21 protein-coding genes are annotated in these 24,645 nt (G+C 66.1%); 5 read left to right on the forward strand and 16 right to left on the reverse strand.

What is annotated here, in order from left to right:
* Positions 1-70 precede the first annotated feature (70 nt).
* From LJ362_RS15045 to LJ362_RS15070, 6 genes are all read right to left on the reverse strand, one after another.
* Complete coding sequence (locus tag LJ362_RS15045) at positions 71-1,237, reverse strand: MFS transporter (protein WP_264799833.1); 1,167 nt, start codon at positions 1,235-1,237, stop codon at positions 71-73.
* Entirely contained in the window at positions 1,224-2,573 is a 1,350-nt protein-coding gene (locus LJ362_RS15050) for a Wadjet anti-phage system protein JetD domain-containing protein (protein WP_264799834.1), read from the reverse strand. The genes LJ362_RS15045 and LJ362_RS15050 overlap by 14 nt, the downstream gene beginning before the upstream one ends.
* Positions 2,570-6,172, reverse strand: a complete 3,603-nt coding sequence (locus tag LJ362_RS15055) for an ATP-binding protein (RefSeq protein WP_264799835.1) — start codon at positions 6,170-6,172, stop codon at positions 2,570-2,572. Before LJ362_RS15055 ends, LJ362_RS15050 begins: the two co-directional genes overlap by 4 nt.
* On the reverse strand, positions 6,169-6,885 hold the full coding sequence (locus LJ362_RS15060) for a DUF4194 domain-containing protein (RefSeq protein ID WP_264799836.1): 717 nt from the start codon (positions 6,883-6,885) through the stop codon (positions 6,169-6,171). Before LJ362_RS15060 ends, LJ362_RS15055 begins: the two co-directional genes overlap by 4 nt.
* Positions 6,882-8,345 carry a DUF3375 domain-containing protein gene (locus tag LJ362_RS15065; protein WP_264799837.1) on the reverse strand — a complete coding sequence of 488 codons (1,464 nt, stop codon included), beginning with the start codon at positions 8,343-8,345 and terminating at the stop codon, positions 6,882-6,884. Before LJ362_RS15065 ends, LJ362_RS15060 begins: the two co-directional genes overlap by 4 nt.
* A gap of 118 nt (positions 8,346-8,463) precedes the next feature.
* Positions 8,464-8,835 carry an MmcQ/YjbR family DNA-binding protein gene (locus tag LJ362_RS15070; RefSeq protein ID WP_264799838.1) on the reverse strand — a complete coding sequence of 124 codons (372 nt, stop codon included), beginning with the start codon at positions 8,833-8,835 and terminating at the stop codon, positions 8,464-8,466.
* Between the two features lie 53 nt (positions 8,836-8,888).
* On the opposite strand from LJ362_RS15070, the gene LJ362_RS15075 reads away from it, so the two are divergent.
* On the forward strand, positions 8,889-9,890 hold the full coding sequence (locus tag LJ362_RS15075) for an asparaginase (protein ID WP_264799839.1): 1,002 nt from the start codon (positions 8,889-8,891) through the stop codon (positions 9,888-9,890).
* A 121-nt stretch (positions 9,891-10,011) separates the two neighbouring features.
* Here the strand turns inward: LJ362_RS15075 and LJ362_RS15080 are convergent, their stop codons facing one another.
* Positions 10,012-11,034: an NADP-dependent oxidoreductase gene (locus tag LJ362_RS15080; RefSeq protein ID WP_264799840.1), complete on the reverse strand. Its 1,023-nt coding sequence runs from the start codon at positions 11,032-11,034 to the stop codon at positions 10,012-10,014.
* 75 nt (positions 11,035-11,109) lie between these two features.
* The gene (locus tag LJ362_RS15085; protein WP_264799841.1) at positions 11,110-11,952 is read right to left on the reverse strand and encodes a DUF402 domain-containing protein; all 843 of its coding nucleotides are present in this window, start codon (positions 11,950-11,952) and stop codon (positions 11,110-11,112) included.
* Positions 11,953-12,021: 69 nt separating this feature from the next.
* On the opposite strand from LJ362_RS15085, the gene LJ362_RS15090 reads away from it, so the two are divergent.
* Entirely contained in the window at positions 12,022-13,014 is a 993-nt protein-coding gene (locus tag LJ362_RS15090) for an amidohydrolase family protein (RefSeq protein WP_320109131.1), read from the forward strand.
* A 3-nt stretch (positions 13,015-13,017) separates the two neighbouring features.
* Here LJ362_RS15090 and LJ362_RS15095 read toward each other — a convergent pair whose 3' ends face one another.
* From LJ362_RS15095 to LJ362_RS15120, 6 genes are all read right to left on the reverse strand, one after another.
* On the reverse strand, positions 13,018-13,557 hold the full coding sequence (locus LJ362_RS15095) for a DUF421 domain-containing protein (protein WP_264799843.1): 540 nt from the start codon (positions 13,555-13,557) through the stop codon (positions 13,018-13,020).
* 101 nt (positions 13,558-13,658) lie between these two features.
* Positions 13,659-14,408 (reverse strand): SDR family oxidoreductase, encoded by a 750-nt coding sequence (locus LJ362_RS15100; protein WP_264799844.1) that lies wholly within the window; start codon positions 14,406-14,408, stop codon positions 13,659-13,661.
* 68 nt (positions 14,409-14,476) lie between these two features.
* On the reverse strand, positions 14,477-15,412 hold the full coding sequence (locus tag LJ362_RS15105; RefSeq protein ID WP_264799845.1) for a hypothetical protein: 936 nt from the start codon (positions 15,410-15,412) through the stop codon (positions 14,477-14,479).
* A gap of 1 nt (position 15,413) precedes the next feature.
* Complete coding sequence (locus LJ362_RS15110) at positions 15,414-16,058, reverse strand: response regulator transcription factor (protein ID WP_139909223.1); 645 nt, start codon at positions 16,056-16,058, stop codon at positions 15,414-15,416.
* Positions 16,046-17,986, reverse strand: coding sequence for a sensor histidine kinase (locus LJ362_RS15115; RefSeq protein WP_264799846.1), 1,941 nt, complete (start codon positions 17,984-17,986; stop codon positions 16,046-16,048). Before LJ362_RS15115 ends, LJ362_RS15110 begins: the two co-directional genes overlap by 13 nt.
* Before the next feature lie 276 nt (positions 17,987-18,262).
* The gene (locus LJ362_RS15120) at positions 18,263-19,549 is read right to left on the reverse strand and encodes a trans-sulfuration enzyme family protein (protein WP_264799847.1); all 1,287 of its coding nucleotides are present in this window, start codon (positions 19,547-19,549) and stop codon (positions 18,263-18,265) included.
* Between the two features lie 451 nt (positions 19,550-20,000).
* On the opposite strand from LJ362_RS15120, the gene LJ362_RS15125 reads away from it, so the two are divergent.
* Together LJ362_RS15125 and LJ362_RS15130 are read left to right on the forward strand one after the other, a co-directional pair.
* On the forward strand, positions 20,001-20,366 hold the full coding sequence (locus LJ362_RS15125; RefSeq protein ID WP_264799848.1) for an ArsR/SmtB family transcription factor: 366 nt from the start codon (positions 20,001-20,003) through the stop codon (positions 20,364-20,366).
* Entirely contained in the window at positions 20,363-20,854 is a 492-nt protein-coding gene (locus tag LJ362_RS15130) for an SRPBCC domain-containing protein (RefSeq protein WP_264799849.1), read from the forward strand. Before LJ362_RS15125 ends, LJ362_RS15130 begins: the two co-directional genes overlap by 4 nt.
* On the opposite strand, the gene LJ362_RS15135 is transcribed toward LJ362_RS15130, so the two are convergent.
* Complete coding sequence (locus LJ362_RS15135) at positions 20,823-22,448, reverse strand: acyltransferase family protein (RefSeq protein ID WP_264799850.1); 1,626 nt, start codon at positions 22,446-22,448, stop codon at positions 20,823-20,825. The two genes, LJ362_RS15130 and LJ362_RS15135, sit on opposite strands and share 32 nt — an antisense overlap.
* 268 nt (positions 22,449-22,716) lie before the next feature.
* Between LJ362_RS15135 and LJ362_RS15140 the strand changes: the two genes are divergently transcribed.
* Positions 22,717-23,748, forward strand: coding sequence for a nitronate monooxygenase (locus LJ362_RS15140; protein WP_264799851.1), 1,032 nt, complete (start codon positions 22,717-22,719; stop codon positions 23,746-23,748).
* Between the two features lie 48 nt (positions 23,749-23,796).
* On the opposite strand, the gene LJ362_RS15145 is transcribed toward LJ362_RS15140, so the two are convergent.
* Positions 23,797-24,528 (reverse strand): response regulator, encoded by a 732-nt coding sequence (locus LJ362_RS15145; RefSeq protein WP_259357242.1) that lies wholly within the window; start codon positions 24,526-24,528, stop codon positions 23,797-23,799.
* Positions 24,529-24,645 lie beyond the last annotated feature (117 nt).

A 24,645-nucleotide genomic window follows, 5' to 3' on the forward strand; every position in this document is an offset into this window, starting at 1 on the left:
CGAGGCGGCTCTGAGGGAATGCGCGAATGTGCAGACTCCCACGTCGAGGCGGCCCTGATACCTGCACCCCTCACGTCCGCGCGGACAGCACGGTCGCCAGGCTGAGCAGCCCGGCCATGGCCACTGCCATCATCGGATACCCGCCGAGCACCCCGGCCAAGGCGGGCCCGGCGACCGGTGCCAGTGCCGTGCCGGCGGTGACCGGGGCGACGAAGACCCCGTTGATCGCACCGAAGTTCTTCGTCCCCCACCGGTCGGAGACCGCTGTGGCCTGGAACAATGTCATGCAGCCGCGGACGCCGCCGGTGATCATGGCTATGCCGATGAGCAGCCAGAGCGGGCCCGGCACGAAGGCGAGCAGCCACAGACCGACCGCTCCTGATGCGAAGAGGATGACGGTGCGCGCCCGAGCCGTGGTGTGCCGTTCCAACCACGGATAGCCGAACCGTCCGGCCACCTGACCGAAGCCGACGAGTCCGAGCGCGACCGCAGCCAGACTGTAGGCGGCACCGCGTTCGATGATGAGCGGGATGATGTTGATCGTCACCGCGAAGAGAGTGAATGTGGCGATCGCAACCGCGATCTGCAGGGTGATGAACCGCGGGTGGCGGGTGACCTCGCACAGCTCGGCCCGGCTCGGTTTCACCGTGGACGCGGCCGCCTCGTCGGTCCATGTCCGGTTGAGGAAGAACAGGTGCATCGGCAGCGCCAAGACTGCGAGCAGGCCGGCGAGCACACCGTAGGTTCCCCGCCAGCCGAGTTCGTCGATGAGCCAGGCGATGATCGGCGCGAACACCGTCGAGGCGAGTCCGCCGACGAGGGTGATCGTCGTCAGCGGCTTCGTCCGATCGGCCCCGTACCAGCGGGTGACGACGGCGAACGCCGGCGGGTAGAGGGTCGCGGCCTGAGCGAATCCGGCGAGGATCCATGCACCGAAGAACACCCACAGGTTCGGGGCGACCGCGACCAGCCCAAGAGCGACCACCCCGATGGCTGTGCCCGCGCCCATGATCAGCTTCGGTCCGCGGACGTCGAGCATCCGCCCGACGCTCGGCCCCATGAGCGCGGAGACGATAAGCCCGACCGTCAGCGCCGCCGTCACCGCCGTATGGCTCCACCCCATGTCCGCCGAGATCGGGGTGACAGCCACCGGCAGCGAGTAGTAGAGCAATCCCCAGCAGACGAGTTCGGCGACGCACAGTGCGACCAATCCCCCGCGCGGCTTATCGGTCGTCATCATCGCCCTCACCGAGGCGGCTCTGTCCTTCCGTGGAACGTGCGGTTCCTGCAACGGTTCCTTCGCCGAAGTGATCCTCCGGCACCTCACCGACCGCGGTGCGCAGCCGGTTCAGTGCCGCATCCCAGGGGATGCGCTCCTGTTCGAGACGGACGTTTCCTTCAGCGCGGATCCGGTCGAGGACGCGCCTTTCAGTGCCCGCGAGGTGTGCGAAGGCACCGGTGCTCGGTTTCGGTTCGTCGACCCAGAGGTCGCGGTGCTCGAGCAGCGTCGTTTCGTCCATGAGCACGGATTCGACTTCCGGCAGGTGACTGCGCAGTCGGTTGAGGATCGCGAAACCATGCGAGTCGAGGTCGCCCCAATAGATCACGCGGGCATCCCGAACCCACTGCAGGCGTGCCACTCCGTCGACGGCGTATCCGGATCCGTGCACGGCGACAGCTCCGGTCCAAGAAGGCATGGCGAGAACGGATTCGAGGTTTTCGAAGACGAAGACGATCCTCGGCGCCAGGGGCAGGCCGCTGAGCTGAGAGATCGGTGCGGTGATGTCGTCGAGGGCGGGAACGCCGTTTAAAGCAGGAGCCCCAGCTGTTCCGGAATTCGCCGTGGAGATCAGTGCCGGCTCGAGGATGCGCAGGCGCAGGCGTGGTTCCGCGTCGAGCACACTCACGGCATCGGCGTGCCCGATTCCGCCGAGCAGAGCGGTGACGAGACTGCGGTGGGTTTCGAACCATTTCGAGTCGACTCCGCGAATCGGCAGCTGCCTGGGGCGCAGCGAACCGACCGGGTGCGTGCGCAGCCAGTCGACGACGTCGATGACGATAACGAAAGCATCGTCTGTCAGGGAGAGGACCCGCTTCGCCTGGGATCGCACTGCCGCAGCAAGAGAGTCGCCGTCGGAACCGTTCGCATCGACGTCGCCGGTCGATGCCGATTCGCTCGCCACGGGCCCGAGCCGATCGCGGATCTGGCGGGCCCGATCGCGCAGCTTCCGCCAGTCACGTGCGGTGTCCCCGCCGACGAAGGCGGCCACCTCATCGGAGGTGGTCAGGCGCAGTCGGATGGGCACCCGCTGGCGACCGACCCGAGCCCAGCTGCGATCTTCCCAGTCGATCTCCAGCCCCGAGGCGGCTCCTGCCCTGTCCTCGACGGCCCGCCAGTCACCGGCCCAGTCGACGGCGGCAGACTGATCCGTGAGCACCTGCTTCTCCGTCGGCGCGTGGAGTGCGATCTCGACACGCACCTCGTCAACGGACTCCGCCGCCCACACGGCCATGGACGAGGTGAGACGCTTGCGCGCCTTCACTCGGGCCTCGGCGACGGAGAGCATGGTCATCGGCCGTCGGACTCCCCAGCCTGCTCCGCCGCTCCACGATCTGCCTGTCCTCGGTCCGCCTCGGCGCTCGGCTCATCCCCGAATTCGAGCTCGACCTCCCCGGCGACCCATGTCGGCCGATCCGATTCGACTACGTCAGCCTCACGCTCGGCTCCGGCCACACCTGACTCCATGTCGTCGGACCCGGCAGCGTCACCAGCACCGTCACCATCAACCGCACCGCTCCCGTCACCGGCACCGTCGGTCTCGTCCCACACCATCGTCGAGGTCAGGGTCTTCTGCCGGCTCGGATTCTCGATCGAGGTCGCCGCACCCACATAGGGTTCGATCGTCTGCAGCAGCTTCTGCGGTGTCGCCAGCACCATGTGGAACCCGAACTCGATGAAGATGTCCAGAGCCATTCGGGTATAGCGGGTGTCGGCCTTGTCGAAGGCTTCATCGAGGATGATCGTGCCGTACTTCGAGATCGCCTCGTCCGGATCTGCGAGCTGATAGCGCAGCGCTGCCGTCAGGCAGAAGATCACAAGCTTCTGCTGCTGACCACCGGACATCGCCGCACCCGAATCGTAGGTGGCATGTGCGCGACCGTGATCGTCGATCTCCTCGGCGAGGAAGCTCACGTGCAGTCGTGTGTCCAGACATTGGGTCTTCCAGACCTTGTCGACGTGCTCACTGGAGGCGAATCGGCGCATCACCTCGGCGAGAGTGTCGTACTTCTTCTCCGCAGTCTCCATATCGTCCTCACCCCAGCTGCCGCTCGCCACCAGGCGGAGATCGGCGATGAAGGCGTTGACGGTCTCGGACCGGCGGGTCTTGACCTTCAGCCGCAGGTACCGGTCTTCGTCGAACTGCGAGCGCAGCAACGAGGAATTGATGGGCGCGACTCGATCCTCGATCTCACGCGGAGCGGCATGGATCTCGTTGAGGAGTTCGCCGATGAGGTCTCGGGACCGTTGCTGCAGCAGCTCCCGGAACCGGTTCTCATGATCGGGCAGTCCGTGCGCGAGGATCTCATCGAGCATCGACAAGTAGGCGCGACGATCATCGACTTCTGCTGTGAGCTGGGACGAAACCGACGGCCATGCGGCCTTGAACTCAGCGGCCAAGCGTGTCACGGACTGACCGGCACGGCTGGCATCCGCCTGCGCCCGGTCCTTCTCCTCCTGCAGGACCTGCGAGACCTGCTGGCCCACCTCGGCGAGGTTCTCCCGCTTGATGCTGCGTTGGATCTTCCGGAACCGATCATCCAACTCCTCGACGAGGTGGTCCTCCACCTCCGCGATGCGACCGGCGTTGACGTCGTCCTCGATCCGGGTGATGTTCGAGCGCAACCCCGTCGATTCTTCGTTCGCACGGCGTAGAGCGTAGTCGGCGTCGTTCCTCGCCTTCTCGGCTTCGTCCTTGACCGCCTTGGCTTCGCGTTCGGCTCCGATCGCCTGCTGCAGGTCCCCGTCGGCGTCTTCGAGTTCGGCCAGCTGCCGCTCGAGAGTCGCGACCTTTTCGGCCGCGCCGTCTCGGTCGACGTCGCGCCAGGACTGTTCACGGATGCCGGCGAGGATGCCGCGGCGCCGGTGTGCGGCAGCGGTTTCGGCATCGGCAGCCGCGACCACCTGTTCTGCCGCTGCAAGTTCCGACTGAGCCTCTTTGAGGGATTCGATGAGGGCTTCGAGTTTCGCTTCGCGGTCGCCGAGGACCCATTGGCTGCGATCGTCGATGGCCCGCCGGTCGTCCTTCTCGTACCGGGTGCGTGAGGTTTTGACCTGACCTTTGACGGTGACGGCGCGGTGGTGGTCGTCGAGTTCGTCCGGGTGGTCGACGCAGGCGAAGTCGAAGCGTTCGGACAGGGTGGTCCGGACCCAGTCGCCGAAGCCGGTGTCGCTGACATTCACCTTGTTGACCAGCGACTTCTCACTGCCCACGGGGCGGGGGCTCGGCACTGAGTGCGGGATCTCCTCGAAGACGAGCCGGCCGCGGATGCGGTGGGCATCGACCCAGGTGCGCACGGCCGAGAGGTTCTCGGAGCGGACGAGGACCGTCAGCGCCAGCGGTCGCAGCACGCGTTCGATCGCGCCCGTCCATCGGGCTTCGGACGGGTCGACTTCGATGAGTTCGGCCGCGAACGGCAGCGCTTTCTCGCTCAGTCCGGTGCCGGCGGCGAGCTCGGACCGGATCGCCATGAGGTTGTTCGGCACTGTTGAGCCGGACCGCCGCAGGGATTCGATCTCCCCTTCGAGTTCGCGGACATTCGCCCGTGCCTGGGAGAAGCGGTCGTGGTCGGCGTGGCTGGGTCCGGCCACCTGGGACTCGTCGTCGAGGCTGGACGCGATCTGAGCCTGCAGTTCGGCGAATTCGGCGGCCGTGGTCGGGGCGTGCTCGATGCCGGCCTGCTCGAGTTGTCGAGCCAGCCCTGCCCAACGTTCGGCGATGGCACGGCGTTCGGTCTCGGCGGTATCGATACGCTGCTGAAAGTGTTCGGCCTCGGAACCGCCGAGCTCCAAAGTGGCCCGTCTGGCCAAGTCGTATTCGTCGACAGCGGCGTCGAAGTCACGTTTGGCGCGGTCAGCGGTGACCTCGAGTTCGACGATCTGCCTGGTCAGCGCCGAGAGATCGGCGCGGAGGATATCGAGCTCGCGCCGCTTCTGGTACGGCAGCAGAGATTCGCTGAGCGCGATCGACTTCGCGGCGATGTCGTTGGCGGTCTCGAAACGGGAGGCGGCTTCACGCAGCTGCAGCAGATGATCGCGCTGTTTGCGCAGTTCGACGACATGGTCATGAGCGTCTTTGAGGTCACCGAACTGGGCGACGGCGGTCTCGGCGAGGTCGAAGGTCACCGGGCTTTCGAGCATATGGTCTCGGAAGAGCCGGTCGAGGCTGTCCAGGCTCTTCGCCGACTGTGTCTTGTGCAGCAGCTGGAGCGCGGACTCGTCGGCCATGCCGAAGGTCTTGCGCATCCGTGCATAGAACTTCCCGTGGTGGCCGTTCGAGGTGACCACGGCTTCGGGATGGTCGGCCTTGAGTTTGCGGGTCTCGAGTCCGGACCGGGCGTAGTGCTGCAGGTCGGAGAGGTCGAGGTCCGCCCGCTCGAGGACGCAGGCGTCGGAAAGGTCCGTCGCCTTCGTGCCCGAACCCTTGATGAAGAAGAGTCGCGCCAGCGACAGGGGCTTGTCGCTGCCGTTGTCGTAGCGGAGGATGATTCCGCTCCAAGTGGCGCGTGGACGCAGATATTTGCTGACCACCCGATCTTCTTCGGTGTCCGCGGTGCGCGTCCAGGCTCCGCGGACGTAGCTGACGAGGCTGCGCTGGTCAAGGCGCGCGCCCGCGGTCTGAGCGGCGACGTTGAAGCGCAGCCACTTGTCCGGGGTGAGCACTGCGGCGATTCCGTCGAGGAGGGAGGACTTGCCCGACCCCGAGGGCCCGGTGATGAGGTGACCCTTGTGGGAGACGGGGATGCGATGGATGTCGGCGTCGAAGGTGCCCCAGTTCGCGATCTGGATCTCGCTCAGCCGCCACTGGCTGCCGACGTCGGGTCGGTTCGCTCCGCGAGCACGCGCCTGGTCGGCGACGAACGCCGCGTCGAGCGGGAAGAGTGCCTCGGTCACGCTTCGTCCTCCTCGGTGTCGGCGTTGATTTCACCGGCATCGGTCTCACCGGCGGCGATGCGTTCGTAGACGGCGATGAGCTCGCGCACACGGTCCTCGTCGACGAGGAACTTCACCATCGGGGAGATCTCGAAGCGATCTTCACCGGCTTTGTGGAGCACGCGCAGCCGGTTGCTCATCCGCGACCACGCACCGTTGAGGTTGCGCTGGAACGTCGATTCGTCCCCGGTGCGGTAGATCGCGAGGCGTTCATAGACCTCTTCGCGATCGACGATGACGCGCTTCTCCCCCGGCGCCGCCAGAAGCAGCTGTCGAAGCACCAGCAGCATGGCCGTGTCGAGGAACGTGAGCCGTTCGCTGCGCACCGCAGCTGGGGCGTCTATCTCGTCGGTGACGATCTTGCGGGTGAACGCGAATTCGTCGACCCGGTCGATGACGAGGTCGAGGAACAGATCGTGCAGGCGCGAGCGGACGAGGCCTTCATCCGCAACGAGAGCTGCCCACAGCTGCGGGGCCTGCGTCCCGGACACATACGGCCCTTTGAGCAGTTCGAGCAGCACTCGGCGGGTGCGCTCTCCCAATGTTCCGGTGTCACCGGACCACAGACCGCTGGGGTTGTGGCTGAGGTCATCCGCGGAATCGGTGGATTCCCTCGCCGAGGCGGCTCCCACCTCGGCGAGGGCTGTGTCGTTGTCGTGGTGGGTGGGGCTCATAGGGTGATGCCTTCGGTGAAGTAGTGGCGGCGGATCGCGGCGGTGCGGACGATGCCGTCGACGCCGGCCCAGGTGAGGATTTCGCGGTTGCCGACATCGACGTGGCCATAGGTGCTGGCCAGGGACAACAGGCCGACTACGCTGGCGAGTCCCTGTGTGGCGGGGAAGGTCTCGAGCACGTCGGCGACGGAGGCCTCGTGGGTGGAGGTGACGACGGAGTTGATGTTCTCGGTGAGCTCGGCGAAGTCGATTTCGGATTCGCGGGCGACTGCGATGAGTTCGGCGAAGTCGATCTCGGAGTCCGTGGCTTCGCCGAGTTCCGCTCCGGCGTTGAACTCCTCGGGGTCGTGGAGGATGACCTCGCCGACGCTGCCGAGTGAGACGCTGGAGAGTTCGAGATCGATGCCGATCTCGTCGTAGGGTTTGAGCTCCTGCGACACGGGTGCAGCCGCGGCGAGGCCCTCTTGGAGGAGGGTGCGCATGACGCGGTCGCGTTGGAATTCGTGGGAGTGGACGTAGCGGCGCAGGCCACGGGCGAACTCGGTGAGGATGTCAGAGACCTCGTGGGAGCCGTCCTTCATCTGGCGCATCAGGGTGCGCAGGGAACGGCGGGTGGCCAGGGAGAGGGTGGCGGAGAAGTCCCGGTCGAGGATGGCGGCGATGCCGTCGTCGAAGGCCGCGGACTGTTCGGGGTCGCGGACGAGGGCGGAGAACGCAGAGAACGTGCGGCCTTCGTCGGAGGACTCGATGAGATCGACGCCGCGGAACACTTCGTCGAGGACTTGGGACTGGGAGTCCTCGGCGGCGAGGATCGAGATCCGCAAGTCCTGGTTGAGCTCTTCGAAGCGGGCACGCACGCGGGCGAAGTCGGCGGGCAGTCCCTGCGCCTGCTGGAGGATGTCGGAGACGCGTTCGTTGGCTCGGCGTCTGTCGAGGACGACGGAGCGCGGATCGCCGCGGCGCACACGGGCGATCTCGGCGTCGATGCGGTCACGTTCGGCGCGCAAGGAGGCGAGGCGGCGAGAGCTGTCCGGGTCGGTGTCGATGGCCAGCTGTCGCACGGATTGGGCGAGTCTGACCAGCCGGGATTCGGTGGCGGTCTGTGGTGGGGTGCGCAGCTGCTCGAGCATGAGGATGGCATCGAAGCCGGCGGCGGAGAGTTCGTAGGTTTCGCCTCTGGCTGCGGTGGCGGGACGGCGGACGAGGATTTCGGCGCGACGCCAGTCATCGCAGTAGGCCTTCGCTGTCCGCAGCGAGAGGTCGAAGTGGTCGCGGAGCTCCTCGAGGTCGGCGTCGATGCTTTCGTGCAGATCCTCGGTGTTCATCCTGGTGCCGGGCTTGCCGAGATGAGCGTCGAGGGTTCCGGCCATGACCGCGAGGTTGTCGGCCCGGAGCATGCGCAGGGTGGCATTCGATTCGAGCAGTCGCCGGTAGGCGAGCGCGGATGACAGGGCGGACATAGGAACTATTCTCTGCGCCTAGGCGAGTGCGCGCCAATTCGCGAGTCGAGTGAGGTCAACGGCTGTCGCTCCTCCCTCCGAAGGTGTCAGGGTCAACAGGTCGGTCCTTCTTGGACATCTAGGCCACGACAAGACAGTAAGACTCGAGTACGAGGTCGTGGAGAAGATCGGGATCGAGACGATCGCCGGCAGTTGCGGCGCCGGGTTCGCCGCCGTCATCGCCTCCTTCCCCGGCCACTGTGATCCAGTGCTTCTTATTCATGTGATATCCGGGTGAGATCTCCGCATAGGCATCTCTCAGCACCTCACCGTCGAGGGGATCGATCTTGAGGTTGAGGCTCGGAACTCCCCGCAGTTCGTATGCCATCATGAACATCTTTCCGCGCACTTTGTACACGGCATTGTCCGGTCCGAATGGGTGGTCGAGCTCGACCGAGGGGTACTGCATGGCTTGGTCGTTGGCCAAGCGGAGCACGGTGGCGGGGTCCATGCGTGGAGGCTAGCAAAGGCCACTGACGTAGGAACTGACGTTAGACTCCAATCATGCCTGAGACCTCACTCCACACCGCCCCTCACCTGCTCTTGGCCGCTCTCGGCGGGACCATCGCGTCGACCGCCAATGCCGCGGGCGGGGTTGCTCCAGCGCTCAGCGGCGCGGAGATCGCTGCGGCCGCGGGTCTCGATCAGGTCTGGCCGGATCTGCGGGCTGATTTCACTCAGGTTGCTCAGGTTTCGAGCGCGAATGTCACCCTGGAGATGCTCTGCGACGTCGTCGACCTCGCCCGTACGTCCGGGGCCGATGGAATCGTCCTCACCCAAGGCACCGACACTCTTGAAGAGTCCGCGTTCGGGCTCTGGCTGCTCAATGACTCGAGCACTCATATCGCTGTCACCGGGGCCATGCGGAATCCGACCCTGCCCGGAGCCGACGGGCCGGCGAATGTCCGGGCCGCCGCCCTCACTGCCCTGTCCGACAAGGTCAGTGATCTGCCGTCATCATTGGTCTTCAACGACGAAGTCCACGATCCGAGGTTCGTTTCGAAGTCGCACACCACCTCGACGGCCGCGTTCTCCTCCGGGCCCATCCTCGGCGCGATCGGATGGCTGGGCGAAGACGATCTCCATCTCCCGCACGCGCCCCAGCCTCCGAAATCACCGTTCGCCGGACTTCCCCGTCCGTCTCAGCTGAGCAAGGTCGCTCTCGCCGAGGTGGGGATGGGCGAACCGGTAGAGACCCTTGATCTCATCGCCGGTTCCGGCCTCGCCGGCGCCGTGGTCTCCGGGGTCGGCGGGGGCCACGTCCCCGAGGAGTTGCTGCCCGCTGTCGCTCGACTGGCGGAGAGGATGCCCGTGGTGCTGGCCTCACGCACCGGTTCGGGTGCGAGCCTGCACCGCACCTACGGCTATGCGGGAGGAGAGATCGGCCTACTCGAAGCGGGACTCGTGCCCGCTGGCATCCTCGATGCCCGCAAGGCCCGCATCGTGCTCAACCTGGCGCTGAGCTTCGGCCTTGACCCCGCCGAGGTGTTCGCTCACTTCGCGTGAGTTCGCCGAGGCACATGCCCGTCTGAACAGCAATACCGACTTCACCAACAAAAAAGGCGGCATCGGCCAGAACTGGCCGACGCCGCCTCCTCGTTTCCGATTCAGGGATGAACCGACAGCCTCAGCTCTCGGCGCCCACGGCGACGACCATCTTGCCGAAGTTTCCGCCGGTGAGCAGATCGTTGAAGTATTCGGGAGCCTTCTCGAGTCCGGGGCGGATGTCCTCGCGGAAGCGAACCTTGCCATCCTTGAGCCAGCCGCTCATGTCCGTAAGGAACTGCGGGGTCAGACGCTCGGCGAACTCGGTCTGGATGAATCCGCGCACGAGCAGCGACTTCGACAGGATGTTGCCCATGAGCGCTCCCGAACGGTCCGGCCCCTCGGGCAGCGAGGTGAGGTTGTAGTTGGCGACGAGACCGCACACGGGCACGCGAGCGAACGTATTGAGCCGCGGCAGCACAGCATCGAAGACCTCCCCGCCGACGTTCTCAAAGTAGACGTCGATGCCCTGCGGCACCGCCTCCTTCAGCTCCTGCCGCAGGTTCCCCGTGCGGTGGTCAAGTGCCACGTCGAAGCCGAGCTCACGCAGGTGAGCGACCTTGGCCGGTCCGCCGGCAATGCCGACGGCAGTCGCTCCCTTGATCTTCGCGATCTGCCCGACGACGGATCCGACGGGGCCGGTCGCAGCGGCCACGGCCACGGTCTCACCCTCCTTGGGCTGACCGATCTCGAGCAGACCCGCGTACGCAGTGAACCCGGGCATTCCGAGCACACCGAGGTGGGTGGAGATCGGCGCGAGCTCCGGGTCGATCTTGCGCAGGTGTCCGGTCGACTCGACCGAATACTCCTGCCAACCGCCGTAGCCGAGCACGATCTCACCGGCGGCGAAGCCCTCGGCATTGGATTCGACGACCTCGGACACGGTGGCGCCGACCATGACATCGCCGACCTCGACGGGCTTGGCGTAGGACTTCGCGTCCGACATCCGCCCGCGCATGTACGGATCGAGCGAGAGATAGAGGGTGCGCAGCAGCACCTGCCCCTCGCCCGGGCTGGGCACAGGTACCTCGTCGAGCAGGTAGTTCTCTGCAGTGGGAGCGCCCACAGGGCGCGAGTTCAGGCGAATCCGATGGTTGGTCGTCATGGAGACGGTTCCTTTCAGCAGCAGATCATTCTTCACTTGTGTGCTTCAGTGGGGCGACAGGTGCATCCGCGACGATCACCGATGCTGTCGGTCGTAACAACCATTCGGGATCGCCCGATGTTCCTGATCGAACGATTTTTCTGACACCGAGGCGGCACCCAGTCGGGCCTTCCCCACCAGATCGCGGGCCACCGTCTCCCATTCGGGTTCGAAGGCCCAACCGAAATCGCCGAGGTGGTCGAGAAGGTGGCTGCCATTGTCCCGGATGATCTCCGACCACTCCCTCGGCCACGCCCCGAAGTTCGCCGCCGCGGCGAGCTCGTCGACGTCCTTGAACACTGCGCCTGTCGGATCGAGCCGACCGCCCTCGGCATGCAGAGGCATAGACGCGATCGGGAAGGTGATATCGAGGATGTGATCGCTGGTGAACAGCGCATCATCGGTGCGTTGGTGCGTGGACTCAAGATTGATGTACCACTCGACCCGCACGCCGCCGGACTCTGGACGATCGACATCATCCCCAGCATCTTTGAGCAGCACCCATACGGAGAACGGAACCTCGGGAGGGACGATCTTGAGCACCCCGCGACCCCGCCACGTGCCCTCGACATTGATCCGCGTCGGCGCCTCAGCGATGGGACGAAACCGTGCCTTCAACGGCACATCGTGGGCGTTCGTGTCTTCCCACCCGACGATGCGGGTCTCCTGCGTCGGGGTACCCCCGGCCAACCACAGAACAGAACCGGACGGCCCATCAGCGATGACACGCATCGGGCGGGCCACCTCGGCGAGGTCGCGGTCGAAGTCGAATCGACGGAACGTCCAGGTCACGGTCTGCCCCCTAGTCCAGTACGGCGCCTTCCCCACGGGTCTGACCTGAGACGGAGTGGGGATCGTGAACGGATCGCGCAGGCTCATCCTGGCAGTCTATGCGTCGGGCATGGGCGAGTGCTGAAGACCTGGGCGGCGAGGTCATAGAGTGGGGCCATGAACGACTCCGATGACGCAGCGACTCAGACCGCACCCACTCTCCCAACCGCGAACCCTGCCCAGGGAACGACGATCGGTCGCACCTTCGAGGTCCCCGACACGATGACCGCTCCCCCGCGCACCGACGCCGAGGTTCCCGACTATGCCCGTGCCCTCGGCCTGCCGGGGCTCGCCGACATCCACGTCCATTTCCTTCCGCAGAACGTGCTCGACAAGGTGTGGGAGTACTTCGACAATGCCGCGGACAACTACGGCCGCGACTGGCCGATCAACTACCGGTACGACACGGACACCCGCCTGAATATCGTCCGCGAGCTCGGCCTGCGCGCGATCCCGGCCCTGACTTACCCGCACAAACCCGGAATGGCCGCGTGGCTCAACGAATGGAACGCCGAGTTCGCCGCCGCCCACGACGACGTCATCCACTGCGGCACCCTCTATGCCGAGCCCGAATCCGCCGACTACGTCCCGGCCGCGCTTGCCGCCGGTGCGAAGCTGTTCAAGGTCCACGTCCAGGTCGGTGTGTTCTCTCCCGATGACGAGGTCCTCGACCCTGCGTGGAGGGCACTCGAAGAGGCGCGAGTGCCGATCGTCATCCACGCCGGTTCTGCTCCCCTGCCGGGCACGTACACCGGGCCGCAGGCGGTGGCGGACGTTCTGGCCAAGTTCCCGCAGCTGAAGTTCGTCATCGCCCACATGGGCATGCCCGAGTACGACGAGTTCGCCGATCTCGCAGAGAGATTCGACAACGTCTATCTCGACACGACGATGTTCGCCTCCGGGTATTTCTCCACCCCCGCCGAGGTGACCCCCGCCTACCGCGAACGCCTGGCCGGACTTGAGGACAAGGTCATCCTCGGCTCTGATTTCCCGAACATTCCCTACCCCTACGTCGACCAGATCGCAGGCCTGGCCGCCCTGGGCCTCGGCGATGATTGGATGCGATCGGTGCTGTGGACCAACGGCGCGAAGGTGCTCGGGCTCGACTGAGTCTCAGCCGTCGCGGCGCACTCGGTCGGCGCCGACGACCCCGGTGAGCATCTCCTCGGCGATGGGTGCGCCGCGCCGGATGACGCTGATCTGACCGGTCGATTCGAGGATCACGCACGCCACCTCATCACGGTTGCGGATGCCAGCGGATCGCAGTTTGGCGATGAGTTCGTCGTGATCGACGTGGCTCTTCGACAGATTGTCCGTGAGGATCTCAGGGCCGGCCATGAGCACCACCGCCGGGGAGTTGACGACGCTGCGCACGAATCCGAAGCGTCGGCCGAATCCGCTGAGAGCCTGCAGGATCAGCAGGGTCGCCAGACCCAGAACGCCCGCGGCCAGGGTCGGGGTATCGCCGAGGATGGACCGCCCGATGATCGCGCCCATCGCGATGATCGCGGCGACGTCGAAGCTCGACAGGCTCGCCAGAGTGCGCTGTCCGAAGATGCGCAAGAGCAGAATGATCCCGAAGTAGAAGGCCACGCATGAGAGGACGATCCTCACTGCGTCGACCCAGTTGAGCCCGTATTCCATCCAATCCATGACAACCTCCGGAACGGATGATACGCCGTTCCCCGAGATCGGGGCGCTGGGCTGCGGTCGGGGTCAGCGATTCGCACCGGGATCAGCGCCTCATCTGGGATTCAGACCGAGCGCAGCCATTCGTCGACGGTCTTATCGGACATCCTCGGTGACGGTGGGATGAGTCCGTCTCGGGCCATCGGCCCGGGCAGAGGAATGCCCACGATCTTCGAACGCCTAGCCCCGGCTGTCCGGGCACGTGCCGCGGCAAGTCTGCGGGCGATCTCAGCGAAGTCGCTGATCTCAGGACCGGCGACCTCGATGGTGCCGAGTTCGCGTGCGTCGATGGCTTCGGCCATCATGCGTGCCGCCTCGGCGACGGTCAGTGCCTGCACACGCATCTTCGGCACGAAGCGCAGCGGCCCTGCCTTGACCGTCATCGTGTCGACGAGTTCGAACCACTGAGCGGACCGGAACATCAGCAACTGCTCGTCCGGGACGAGCCGGCGATATATACGCTCCTGCATGGCTTTGCCCTGGTAGTAGCCCGTCATCCGTGATTCGGCTGCCTCGGGGCGGAACGCGATCGAGAGGACGGCCACGGAGGTGCCGGGCTGCTCTGCAGCGGCCTCGGCGATCGAACGGGAGCTGCGGGAGAAGAAGTCGATGGCTTTGTGGGCGTTCATCGTCAGTTGGTTGACGCAGTCCACGAGGACGTCGCTGCCCTCGGCCGCCTCGGCGACTCCCTGCCCGGTCACCGTGTCGACCCCGCTCCCGCGATGAGCTGCGAAGACGGTGTGTCCGCGTTCGCGCAGCTGGGGCACCAACTGTGCGCCGAAGGTTCCCGTTGCTCCATAGACGGTGATCTGCATGATCGTCGACCCCTCAGACGCCGCACGGGCGAGCCCGCAGTCGAGCCCGCCCGTGCGCCGGTCGTTTCTCAGTTCTGGTTGACTGTGACGGTACCAGTATCCGCTGTGGCCGAGACCGGAACGAGGGTCTTGCCCTTGGCTTCCTTCGGGTCGTCCGCCACATCGTATTTCTTCAGATCGGAGGCGAGGTCGACGCTGCCGTCATTGGACTTCGCGTTGATCCGGTAGAAGAAGTCCTCATCCAGCTCTTCTGAGGTGAGCTTGAGATTCGGCACCCGCACGTCGATCGAGCCTTCTTCGGTCTTGGCGATGATTCCGCCGGCGGGCATCGCCTGATTGGTGAAGTCGAGGTCGACGGTTCCCGTCGAACTGACCACGTCGATGCGGTCGCTGACGATGAGGTTCTCACCTTCGATGGCACCGACCCCGGTCTTGGCCGACACGGAACCGAACTCACCGTCCAGATAGGTGGCGCCCCAATCGCTCGTGGTCCGCACCTTCTCAGCCGAACCGGTCACGTTCGCAGTTCCACCACCGGTGTCGGCGTTGATCTCGGCGAAGTCACCGGTGACATCGAACCGGCCGTAGTTGCCGTCGAAGCCCAGGGCAAGGTCTTTCGCCTCACTGGTCGGGATGGTGAAGGTCAACCGGGTGTTCTCCAGTTTCTCATCGTTTTTCACGGCCACCTCGGCGGTATCGGCTCGACTGTCGACCTCAAGGTCCGCGGAGCTGTCGCGGGGACCTGTGCCGGTGAGCTTCACGGTCGCTTCGGCGACGTCGGCGGTCTTGATGTCGACGGCGCCACCGGAGTCGAGACCGATCTTGAGTTCCTTCATCGCCTTCGGCAGCGGTTCGGATGATTCGATCCGCCCGTAGTCGAGGCGGGAAGCACCCTGGGCGGTGCTGACGATGACGGGGACGAGGAGGACGACGGCGGCGAGGATGATCAGGACCGCGCGCAGACCGACGCGGGCGGATTCGCTGATGCGCACTGTGGCAGGCATTCTATGCTCCGAGGAATGTGAGGACGGCGAGGACTCGACGGTTCTCCGAGGTGTCGGCGGTGAGGCCGAACTTCGTGAACACCGAGGAGATGTGCTTCTCTACGGCACCGGCACTGAGATACAGGGTGCCGGCGATCGCGGCGTTGGACTTGCCCTCTGCCATGAGCTGGAGGACTTCGATCTCGCGAGGGCTCAGCGTCGAGAGTCCGTCCTTCTTGCGCGTGCGCACGAGGATCTGGGACACGACCTCCGGATCGAGGACGGTGCCGCCTCCTGCGACCTCGTCGACAGCGGTGAGGAAGTCTTCGACATCGGCGACTCGGTCCTTGAGCAGGTAGCCGAAGCCGCCGGTGTTCTCGGCGATGAGTTCGGACGCGTACTGCTCCTCCACGTACTGGCTGAACACGAGGACCTTGACGTCCGGGTTCTGCTTGCGGATGAGGACGGCGGCGCGGATGCCTTCGTCGGTGAACGTCGGGGGCATGCGCACGTCGATGACGGCGAGGTCCGGTGGATCGTTGTGGACGACGGCGAGGAGTTCGTTGGCGTCGGGCACGGCGGCGATGACTTCGTGTCCGGCGTCGGCGAGCAGCCTTTCGAGTCCGGCCCGCAGGACGGCGGAGTCTTCAGCGATTACGATGCGCATGGCACCTCCACAACTACAGTCGTTGGCCCACCTGCGGGGCTGGTCAGGTTCAGTGTGCCACGAGCGGCTTCGACCCGGTCGATGAGACCGGCGATCCCGGTGTGACGCCCGCTGCGGTCGACGCGTGCGCCGCCGTGGCCGTTGTCGGTGACGACGATCTGCACACCTGTCTCGGTCGGGGCGATGAACACGCTGGCGCGGGTGGCGCCGGAGTGCTTGGAGATGTTCGTCAGGCATTCGGCGACGACGAAGTACGACACGGCTTCGGCCTCGCGCCCGATCCTTCCCTCGAGGCGGACATCGACGTCGACGGGGATCGTCGATCGTCCGGCCAGCGCGGAGACGGCGGCGTCGAGTCCGCGGTCGGTGAGAACGGCGGGGTGGATTCCGCGGGCCAGTTGGCGGAGTTCGTTGACGATGCCCTTGGCTTCGGTATGGGCTTCGGCCACGAGTTCCTTCGCCTTCTCCGGATCGGAGTCGATCTTGGACTTCGCCATGCCCAGGGTCATGGTCAGGGCGACGAGGCGGGGCTGGGCTCCGTCGTGTAGGTCGCGTTCGATGCGCAGACGTTCCGCGGCTGCCGCCTCGAGGCCGGCCATGCGGGCCCGATCGAGTTCGGTGACCTCGGCCTGCAGCGCCACGGTGCGGGCCGGGGCGAGCAGCGCCCGGTCGAGGGCGCGGTCGAGCAGCGGGGCGAACCACAGGATGGCCAGGGAGCTGGCGAGGACGATGACGGCGCCGATGGCCACACCGATGCGGGCCGGTCCGTCGATGGATTCGCCGATGAAGAAGGTGTTGACTCCGTGCGGGTTGATGGCCGCGAAGATGCCGAAGATGGATCCGCAGATTGCGGCGATGGTGCCGGCGACGACGATCAGACCGAGGAGCATCTTGATGTAATGGTGGGCAGTCGAGCGCCAGAAGGCACCGGATTTCACCTGCAGCCAGCGGTTGTGGAGGAAGCGGCTGATGCCGGGTTCGCGGTTGCTGCTTTCGATCTTCGGGACGGGGATCTTGTCGGAGTAGATGAGTTCGGCCCGGTAGCGTTCGGCGTTGTTCGCACCCTGCTGGACGAGGACCCAGACGAGGAGGGCGAGGACGCCGAGGCCGAGTGCGAAGATGCCGCCGATTCCGGTGAACAGCAGTCCCAGCGGGATCCACGCCCAGATCAGGGCGAGGACGGCGGAGAGCACGAGGTTCGCGACGCCGATGATTCCGGTCGGACGCTTGGGCCAGGTGATGGGTCCGTCGGCGGGGATCTCGGTGACCTCGTCCCGGCTCAGCGGCAGTGAGCCGGTGACCGGTGCGTAGGCGACGGGTTCGCGTGGCGGCTTCATTCGCCGAGGCGGCCGCGGGCGTGGCATCGGCTGTGCCGTCGGCATGGGCTGTGGGTGCGGCGCGTGCTGTGCGTTCGGCGAGGGCCGACCGAACTGCGGGCCGGGTTGTGGTGCTGGGCGCGGTCCGGGTTGAGGGGCAGGCCGCGGGTCGCGACCGGGAGGGGTGGGGTAGTTCGGGTTGTTCGAGGGTGCATACCCGACCGGAGGGGCTCCGGCCGAGGGACGGGTGCGAGGTCCCGCCTGCGCAGGAGCCGTCGGGTGAGTGTAGGTGACCGGCCTCGTGGGGTTCATCGGCGGGTAGTCAGGGCGCTGGGCTTGAGCGCCGGCTCCCATGACTCGGGTCGAGCCAGTCGCGAACGGCACGTCGAGGTCGACGGGTTTCGCCCGGAACTCTCCGGCTTCGCGAGCGGTCGGTTCATCTACCGCTGCTGCGTCGACCTCGGTGGTCGCCGGTGCATTGACGATGTCTGCGGCGCTGATGGACTCTTCGCGTTCGTTCGCAGCGGGGTCCGCTTCGCGGGTCTGAGTCTCCTCCGGACCGGGGCCGAGCGGCTCCTGATCCTGCGGGTTCTCGGGGGTCTTCTCACTCATAGCAAATACGCTACGGGAGCCGCGGGCTCGCGAACAGCACGAAGACCTCCGACCCCACGTCGGGTTTTCCCGACACCCTGTGACCGGCCCCACTGGATTTCCAAGTGGACGCTGGAGCCCCGGACCGCATCAGCCGCCCCTTTGCTCGCGACGTGTCTGAGCATCCCTCACCCTTCGCGACGAATCACCTCGCTGCAACGAGGTGGTCTGCCACTTGGGGTGAGGGATGCCGAAGCACCGGGAGGAAGTGTCGCTCCCGGTACGTGATGCCGTCGGCTATACGGGGACCGCAGCCGCTGGAGACGAGACGAGGTGCTGCCCCGCAGGAGCGGTGCGTGCTGCACTGTCGGCAGGACTCGTGCCCGCATCATCGGACGTGGCGTCGAGGGCCTGCGCGAGGTCGGCGAGGATGTCCTCGATGTCCTCGATGCCGACGGACAGGCGGATGAACTTGCCGGAGACGCTGACCTCGCTGCCGGCCACGGACAGGTGCGTCATCGTCGCCGGGTGGTCGATGAGGGACTCGACTCCTCCGAGCGATTCGGCCAGAGTGATGAGCTTCGTGTTCGCCACCAGGGACAGTGCCCGCTCCTCGGTGTCGGTGCGCAGGGACACCACTCCCCCGAATCCGCTCATCTGCCGCTTCGCCACCTCGTGCCCCGGGTGCGAGGGCAGGCCCGGGTAGATCACCTCGGCCACCTCGTCGCGGGTCTCGAGCCATTCGGCCACCGCCTGCGCATTGGCACAGTGAGCCTTCATCCGCACCGGCAGGGTCTTGATCCCGCGCCTGGTCAGCCACGCGTCGAACGGGGAGATGCCCAGCCCGACGGAAGCGAGGTGGCTCTCAATACGGTCGACCACCTCGGCGGCGCGGGGACAGCTCGTCCCGTCACCGGTGAGGACCGCCCCGCCGATGACATCGGAGTGGCCGTTGATGAACTTCGTCGTCGAGTGGACGACGATGTCGGCCCCGAGCTCGAGCGGACGCTGGAGCACCGGGGTCGCGAAGGTCGAGTCCACGGCCAGGAGCGCGTTCGCTCGGTGGGCGATGCGGGCCGCCTCGGCGATATCGATGACGTCGAGCCCGGGATTGCTCGGGGTCTCGACCCAGATGATCGCGGTGTTCTCATTGATGGCGGCGGCGAGCGCCGCGGTGTCGGTGAGGTCGACGGTGCGGATGACCACGCCCCAGCGCACGTACTCGTTCTGCAGGAGTCGGAAGGTTCCGCCGTAGACGTCGCGGGGCAGGATGACCTCGTCACCGGGACGCAGCAGCGCGGAGAACACTGCCACCTCGGCCGAGGTTCCCGAGTTGACGGCCGCGGCGAACGACGCGCCCTCCAATTCGCACAGGGCCTGTTCGAGGTCGCTGCGGTTCGGCGTACCGGTGCGCGCGTAGTCGAAACCGGCGCGGGTCTCTCCCGGGGTGTCCATCATGAAGGTCGAAGTCTGGAAGATCGGGGCCACAACCGAACCTGTGTGCGCCTCGGGCATGGCTCCCGAGTGCACCGATCGGGTCGAGATTCCGGCGGTGGTGGTGGGCTCGAAACGGGGTGAACTCACGGCGGATCCTTCCTTCACTGATGGGCACCGCTACATCTGCGGTGAGCTTCAGTGTGAGTGGCCGAATCCTGTTCGTGCGTGCCCGGTGACGCGCGCTGTCACTGCATGTCATATGTCGCCGATGATTGTCATTTTTCGACGCAGAGAGTCGTCATTCCTCGCCGAGGCGGCCCGCCGTCTCGTCCGGACGCGACGTGATCGTCGATCGTTGCCGCCGGCCCCACTGCGGTTTCGACGGCGCTCATCGGAATACGCAGACGCCGCCCCGGCATCGCGCGACATCATCGCCCGACTGCTCGAACAGGCTACCTAACGGCCCACCCGGCGACCGGAGTTCCACTGATCTCGCGGCAGACCTCTCGCACTTGTCTGCCCTCGATCCATCACCACGCGGCGATTTTTCTCGTCCTCCTCTTCCCATACGCCGCCCCAGGGTGTAATACTTAGCCTCATGGTTAAGTATTCGGATGAGCTCGATGCCATATTCTCGGCATTGGCCGACCCCACTCGCCGCAGCGTGATCGCGCGTCTCGGACGGGGACCGGCCAGCGTCGGAGAGCTTGCCGAGCCGTTGTCGATCTCGCTGCCGTCGTTCATGAAACATGTGCGCAGCCTCGAATCGTGCGGCCTCATCCGGACCGAGAAGTCCGGGCGCGTGCGCACCTGTGTGCTCAACCAGGATCGGTTCCATCTGCTCTCGGATTGGCTCGAAGAACAGCGGCACATCTGGGAACGCGCCACCGACCGGCTCGAACAGTTCGTCACCACGGGTTCCGTCGACTCAGACGGGCCCACCCCCACCAAGGAGGAATCGTGACCACCCATCTCTCTCGCACCCGAAATCAGAATCCAGACCTCGACCTCAGCATCCAGCGAATCATCCGCGCCCCGAAGCAAGCCATCTGGGACGCCTGGACCACGCCGGATCAGTTGGCCCAATGGTGGATTCCGGCACCCCTGAGCCTGCGCGTGGATTCGCTCGAGCTCGCTCCGGGCGGCGCCTTCGTCACCCGGATGAGCGAAGACGGCACCGAATGGCATCCACATGTCGATGCGGTGTTCCTAGTCATCGAGGAAGGCAGCCGACTCGTGTTCACGAACGCCGTCAGCAGCTCCTGGCACCCGTCGCTGCCGGACCCGGTGGCGATGACCACCGAGATCACCCTCGGCGACCAGCCCGACGGCACCGACTACCGCGCCATCGTGCGGCACGGCAGCCCGGAGCAGCGCGCCCGGCACGAGGAGCTCGGGTTCTTCGACGGCTGGGGCACTGTCACCGACCAGCTGGCGGCCGCAGTGGAGTGAGCCCGGCATCCGGGGCGGGCCCGTGGTCCGCCTCGCTCCCGCGATTCGAACCGAGCCCTGCCGACAGGATGAGCGAACCCATCAGCAGGCCAGCCGCCAAGACCGTCCAGATCATCGGCGCGATCCCGACGAGGAGGGCGATCGCAATGCCCATCGTGGCCGCTCCGACCGCGATGATGGCGCGCGCCCGCGAGCTGAATGACTGCACCGGGAAACCCTGAGGGAGGACAGCACGGACGAGCGCTGAGAGGCTGCGACCGACTGCGGCAAGTCGCCGTTCGGAGGGGAACGGGATCCGCTCCGCCGCCATGGCGACCAGCGCGGAGAGTCCCATGACCACAAGCAGCCACGGCAGACGCGTCGCCCACCACCATCCCGACTCGATCTCGGGAAGGATGAACTCGGCGACGGCGCCGGTCGGCAGATCGAGCAGAATTCCCGTCGAGAAGCCGACGGCTGTCTGCGCCAGCCATCCGAGAGCTCCGATGAGGACGATGACGACGCTCATATGCCACAGGTAGACCTGCATTCCGTATGTATTGCCCCAGTCGATGACCCGCTTCCAGAACTGGGCGGTGAGGATTCGGAAGGTGGGGGCCGCCTCGGTGATGGTGCCTCCTGTGGTCATCGTCGACCCTGCGGACAGCCGATCGACGTTGAGCGCCCGATTCAGCCGGGCGTGGAACAGTTGCAGCACGCACAGCTGTGCGACGCCGAGCAGAACGAGGGCACCAGTCGGCGGATTGAGGTTGACGAGCATGTTCGGGCTGTACACCCCGGCCCCAACAAGTCCGCCGAGGAGACCCAGCGCGGCCACCAGCGCCGTCCACACCACGGGACGGCTGATCGGGCGGTCAGCGGCATCGGCGAAGAAGAACCCGAGCTGTTGCACCAGCGGCCAGACGAATAGGAAATTGAGATAGCCGAGGCCGGTGACCCCGGTCATCCGCGTGAGAACGTCGACGGCGATGACGGCACCGGCGAGGACTGCCAGGGACCGCCTCGGCGCTCTTTCATGGAAATGCACCGCAACGGGCACCAGTGAGGACAGGCCGAGATAGACGGCGAGGAACCACAGCGGTTGGCCGATGCGGCGGCTCGCCTCGACGATGAGCTCGGAGGAAACGCCCATGTCAGCGGCCGCGGACAGTCCGATTCCGGCGATGACGACGAGGACCGCTGTGGGTACGGCGAGGCGGCGCAGTCGGGCACGCAGATAGTCGGTCCCGGTTCCGCCTCGGGCACGGGTGCGCCGCCATCCGGTGATGCCCGCGTATCCGCCGATGATGAAGAACAGGGGCATGATCTGGAAGAACCAGGACGTTGCGGCGAATCCGGCGGTCGTCGACAGCGCTACTGTCGGCGCCACTGTGCCGTCGGATCCGAGCACTGCCGCGCTCATCATCGAGTGGAGGATGACCACGACGACGAGACAGCCGAATCGAATGAGGTCGATGGCCTGGTCACGGTGGGGTGCGGCGGCGGTTTGGGGTTCGTGAGTCCGAGGTTCGGCGGGAGGGGCGACCGCGCTCCCGGGGGTTCGACCGACCTCGGTGTCGGCGGGCGAGGCCGGGTCGTTGAGCATGAGTGTCATGGCAGATCCTTGTCAGAGTCGTTCAGTGCCGATCACAGGGAATCGGTGCGATGACACCGAAGTTAGGAACCGCAACTGCCACGGCACATCACGCCGGAGAGCCCACCTCTCCCCCGCCGACCGATACTTCCGAGGGATACTGTCGACCGATCACCTCATACTTGCCACGCCCGGCCATGTGAAAATGGCGATGAGCACGCCCGACCACACGGCCGCCTAGCTCGGCCACAGATACCGAGCCCGGGCCCGCCGATCAAAGGAGAGAACCGTGACGATCGCCTTCGCGAAGACCTCGCTGCCCATCATCGGTGCGCCCATGGCCGGTGGGACGACGACGCCCGAACTCACCGAGGCTGTCGCCCGGGCCGGCGGATTCCCTTTCGTCGCGGGCGGCTATCTCACCGCCGATGCCCTCGCTCCTCTGATCACACGGATGCGTGAGTCGACTTCGAACTTCGGCGTCAACCTCTTCGCTCCGAATCCCATCCCCGTCGATCGCGAGGCCTTCGACGACTTCGTCGGTGCGCTCGAACCGGCCGCAGCCGCCCGCGGGATCACGCTCGATCCCGAACCCGTCGAGGATGACGACCACTTCGACGACAAGCTCGACTGGCTCACCGAGCACCCCGTTCCTCTGGTCTCGCTGACCTTCAATCTGCCCACCGCCGAGGCGGTCGACCGCCTCCACGCCGTCGGCACTCAGGTCGTCGCCACGGTGACCTCGGTTGCTGAGGCCCGTGCGGCCGCCGAAGTCGGGGTCGACGGGCTCATCGTCCAAGGTCCGCACGCCGGCGGACATTCGGGTACGGCCGATCCGACACGGACCATCGAGGACCGCGCGACCGTCGATCTCGTCCGTGACATCCTCGCCGAGGTGGACCTGCCCGTGGCAGCCGGCGGCGGAGTCGACGGTGAGGCCATGGTGGGAGAGCTCCTCGGTGCGGGGGCGAGCTCAGTCGTCGTCGGCACCCTGCTGCTGCGCTCCGACGAGGCAGGAACGGCACCCACTCATCGAGCTGCACTGGCCGACGACGAGTTCACGGACACCCAGCTGACCAGAGCGTTCACCGGGCGCCCCGCACGTGCGCTGGTCAATGACTTCGTGCGGACGTTCGACCCGATCGCCGTCGACGCCTATCCGGCCGTGCACCATCTGACGAAGCAGTTCCGGGCCGCGGCGAAGAAGGCCGATGACCCGCACGGCCTGCACCTGTGGGCCGGAACCGGCTACCGCAGCGCCCAGGACGGATCCGCAGAGACCATAGTCAAGGACCTCGGAGCCGGCTTCGCCCGCGAATAGTCAGCGAGCCGGCGTCCCCCGCAGACGCCCCTCTCCGAACCGCGCCGCTCAGTTCCCGGCGACGACCAACCCGGACTCATAGGCGGCGACGACGATCTGGGTGCGGTCGCGCAGTCCCAGCTTCGACAGGATCCTCGAGACGTGGGTCTTCACGGTCTGTTCGGCGAGGTACAGCTGTTCGGCCACCTCGGCGTTGGCGTGCCCCTTAGCCACCAGGGTCATCACGTCGATCTCCCGGTCGGTGAGCTGACCGAGCACCGCGGTGTCCTTGGCCACGGTGGGCCCGGCGACGTATTCGGCGATGAGGCGGCGGGTCACCGACGGCGCGAGCAGCGATTCCCCACCGGCAACGACCCGGACAGCGGTGATCATGTCTTCGGCGGTGGCGTCCTTGAGGAGGAATCCGCTGGCACCGGCGCGGAGCGCGGAGAACACGTATTCGTCGGCGTCGAACGTGGTGAGCATGATGACTCGCGGGTGGTCCCCGGGCATGTTGAAGATCGCTCTGGTGGCGTCGAGCCCGTTGAGCGTCGGCATCCGAATGTCCATGAGGATGACATCGGGGCTCGTGCGGCGGACGAGGTCGACGACGGCGGACCCGTCATCGGCGCTGCCGACGACCTGCATGTCCGACTGCGCGTCGAGCAGCGCCCCGAACCCCTGCCGCACCATCGCCTGATCGTCGACGATGGCGACCCTGATCGTCGTCTCCGACGGAGGCGGCACACTCGCCGAGGCGGCTCCTCCGTCCCCGTTCCCCGCGTCCTCAATTCCCGGCATGGTCCAAACCTACCGGAAGGCGGGGTCGCGGGACCCGCTCAATCCCCGAGAATCCGCCGCATGGACCCGGTTTCGCGCAGATCTCATCCTCACGGGTGATACGTGCGGCGCTCATTT

Source organism: Brevibacterium sp. JSBI002 (assembly GCF_026013965.1).
Taxonomy (GTDB): Bacteria; Actinomycetota; Actinomycetes; order Actinomycetales; family Brevibacteriaceae; genus Brevibacterium.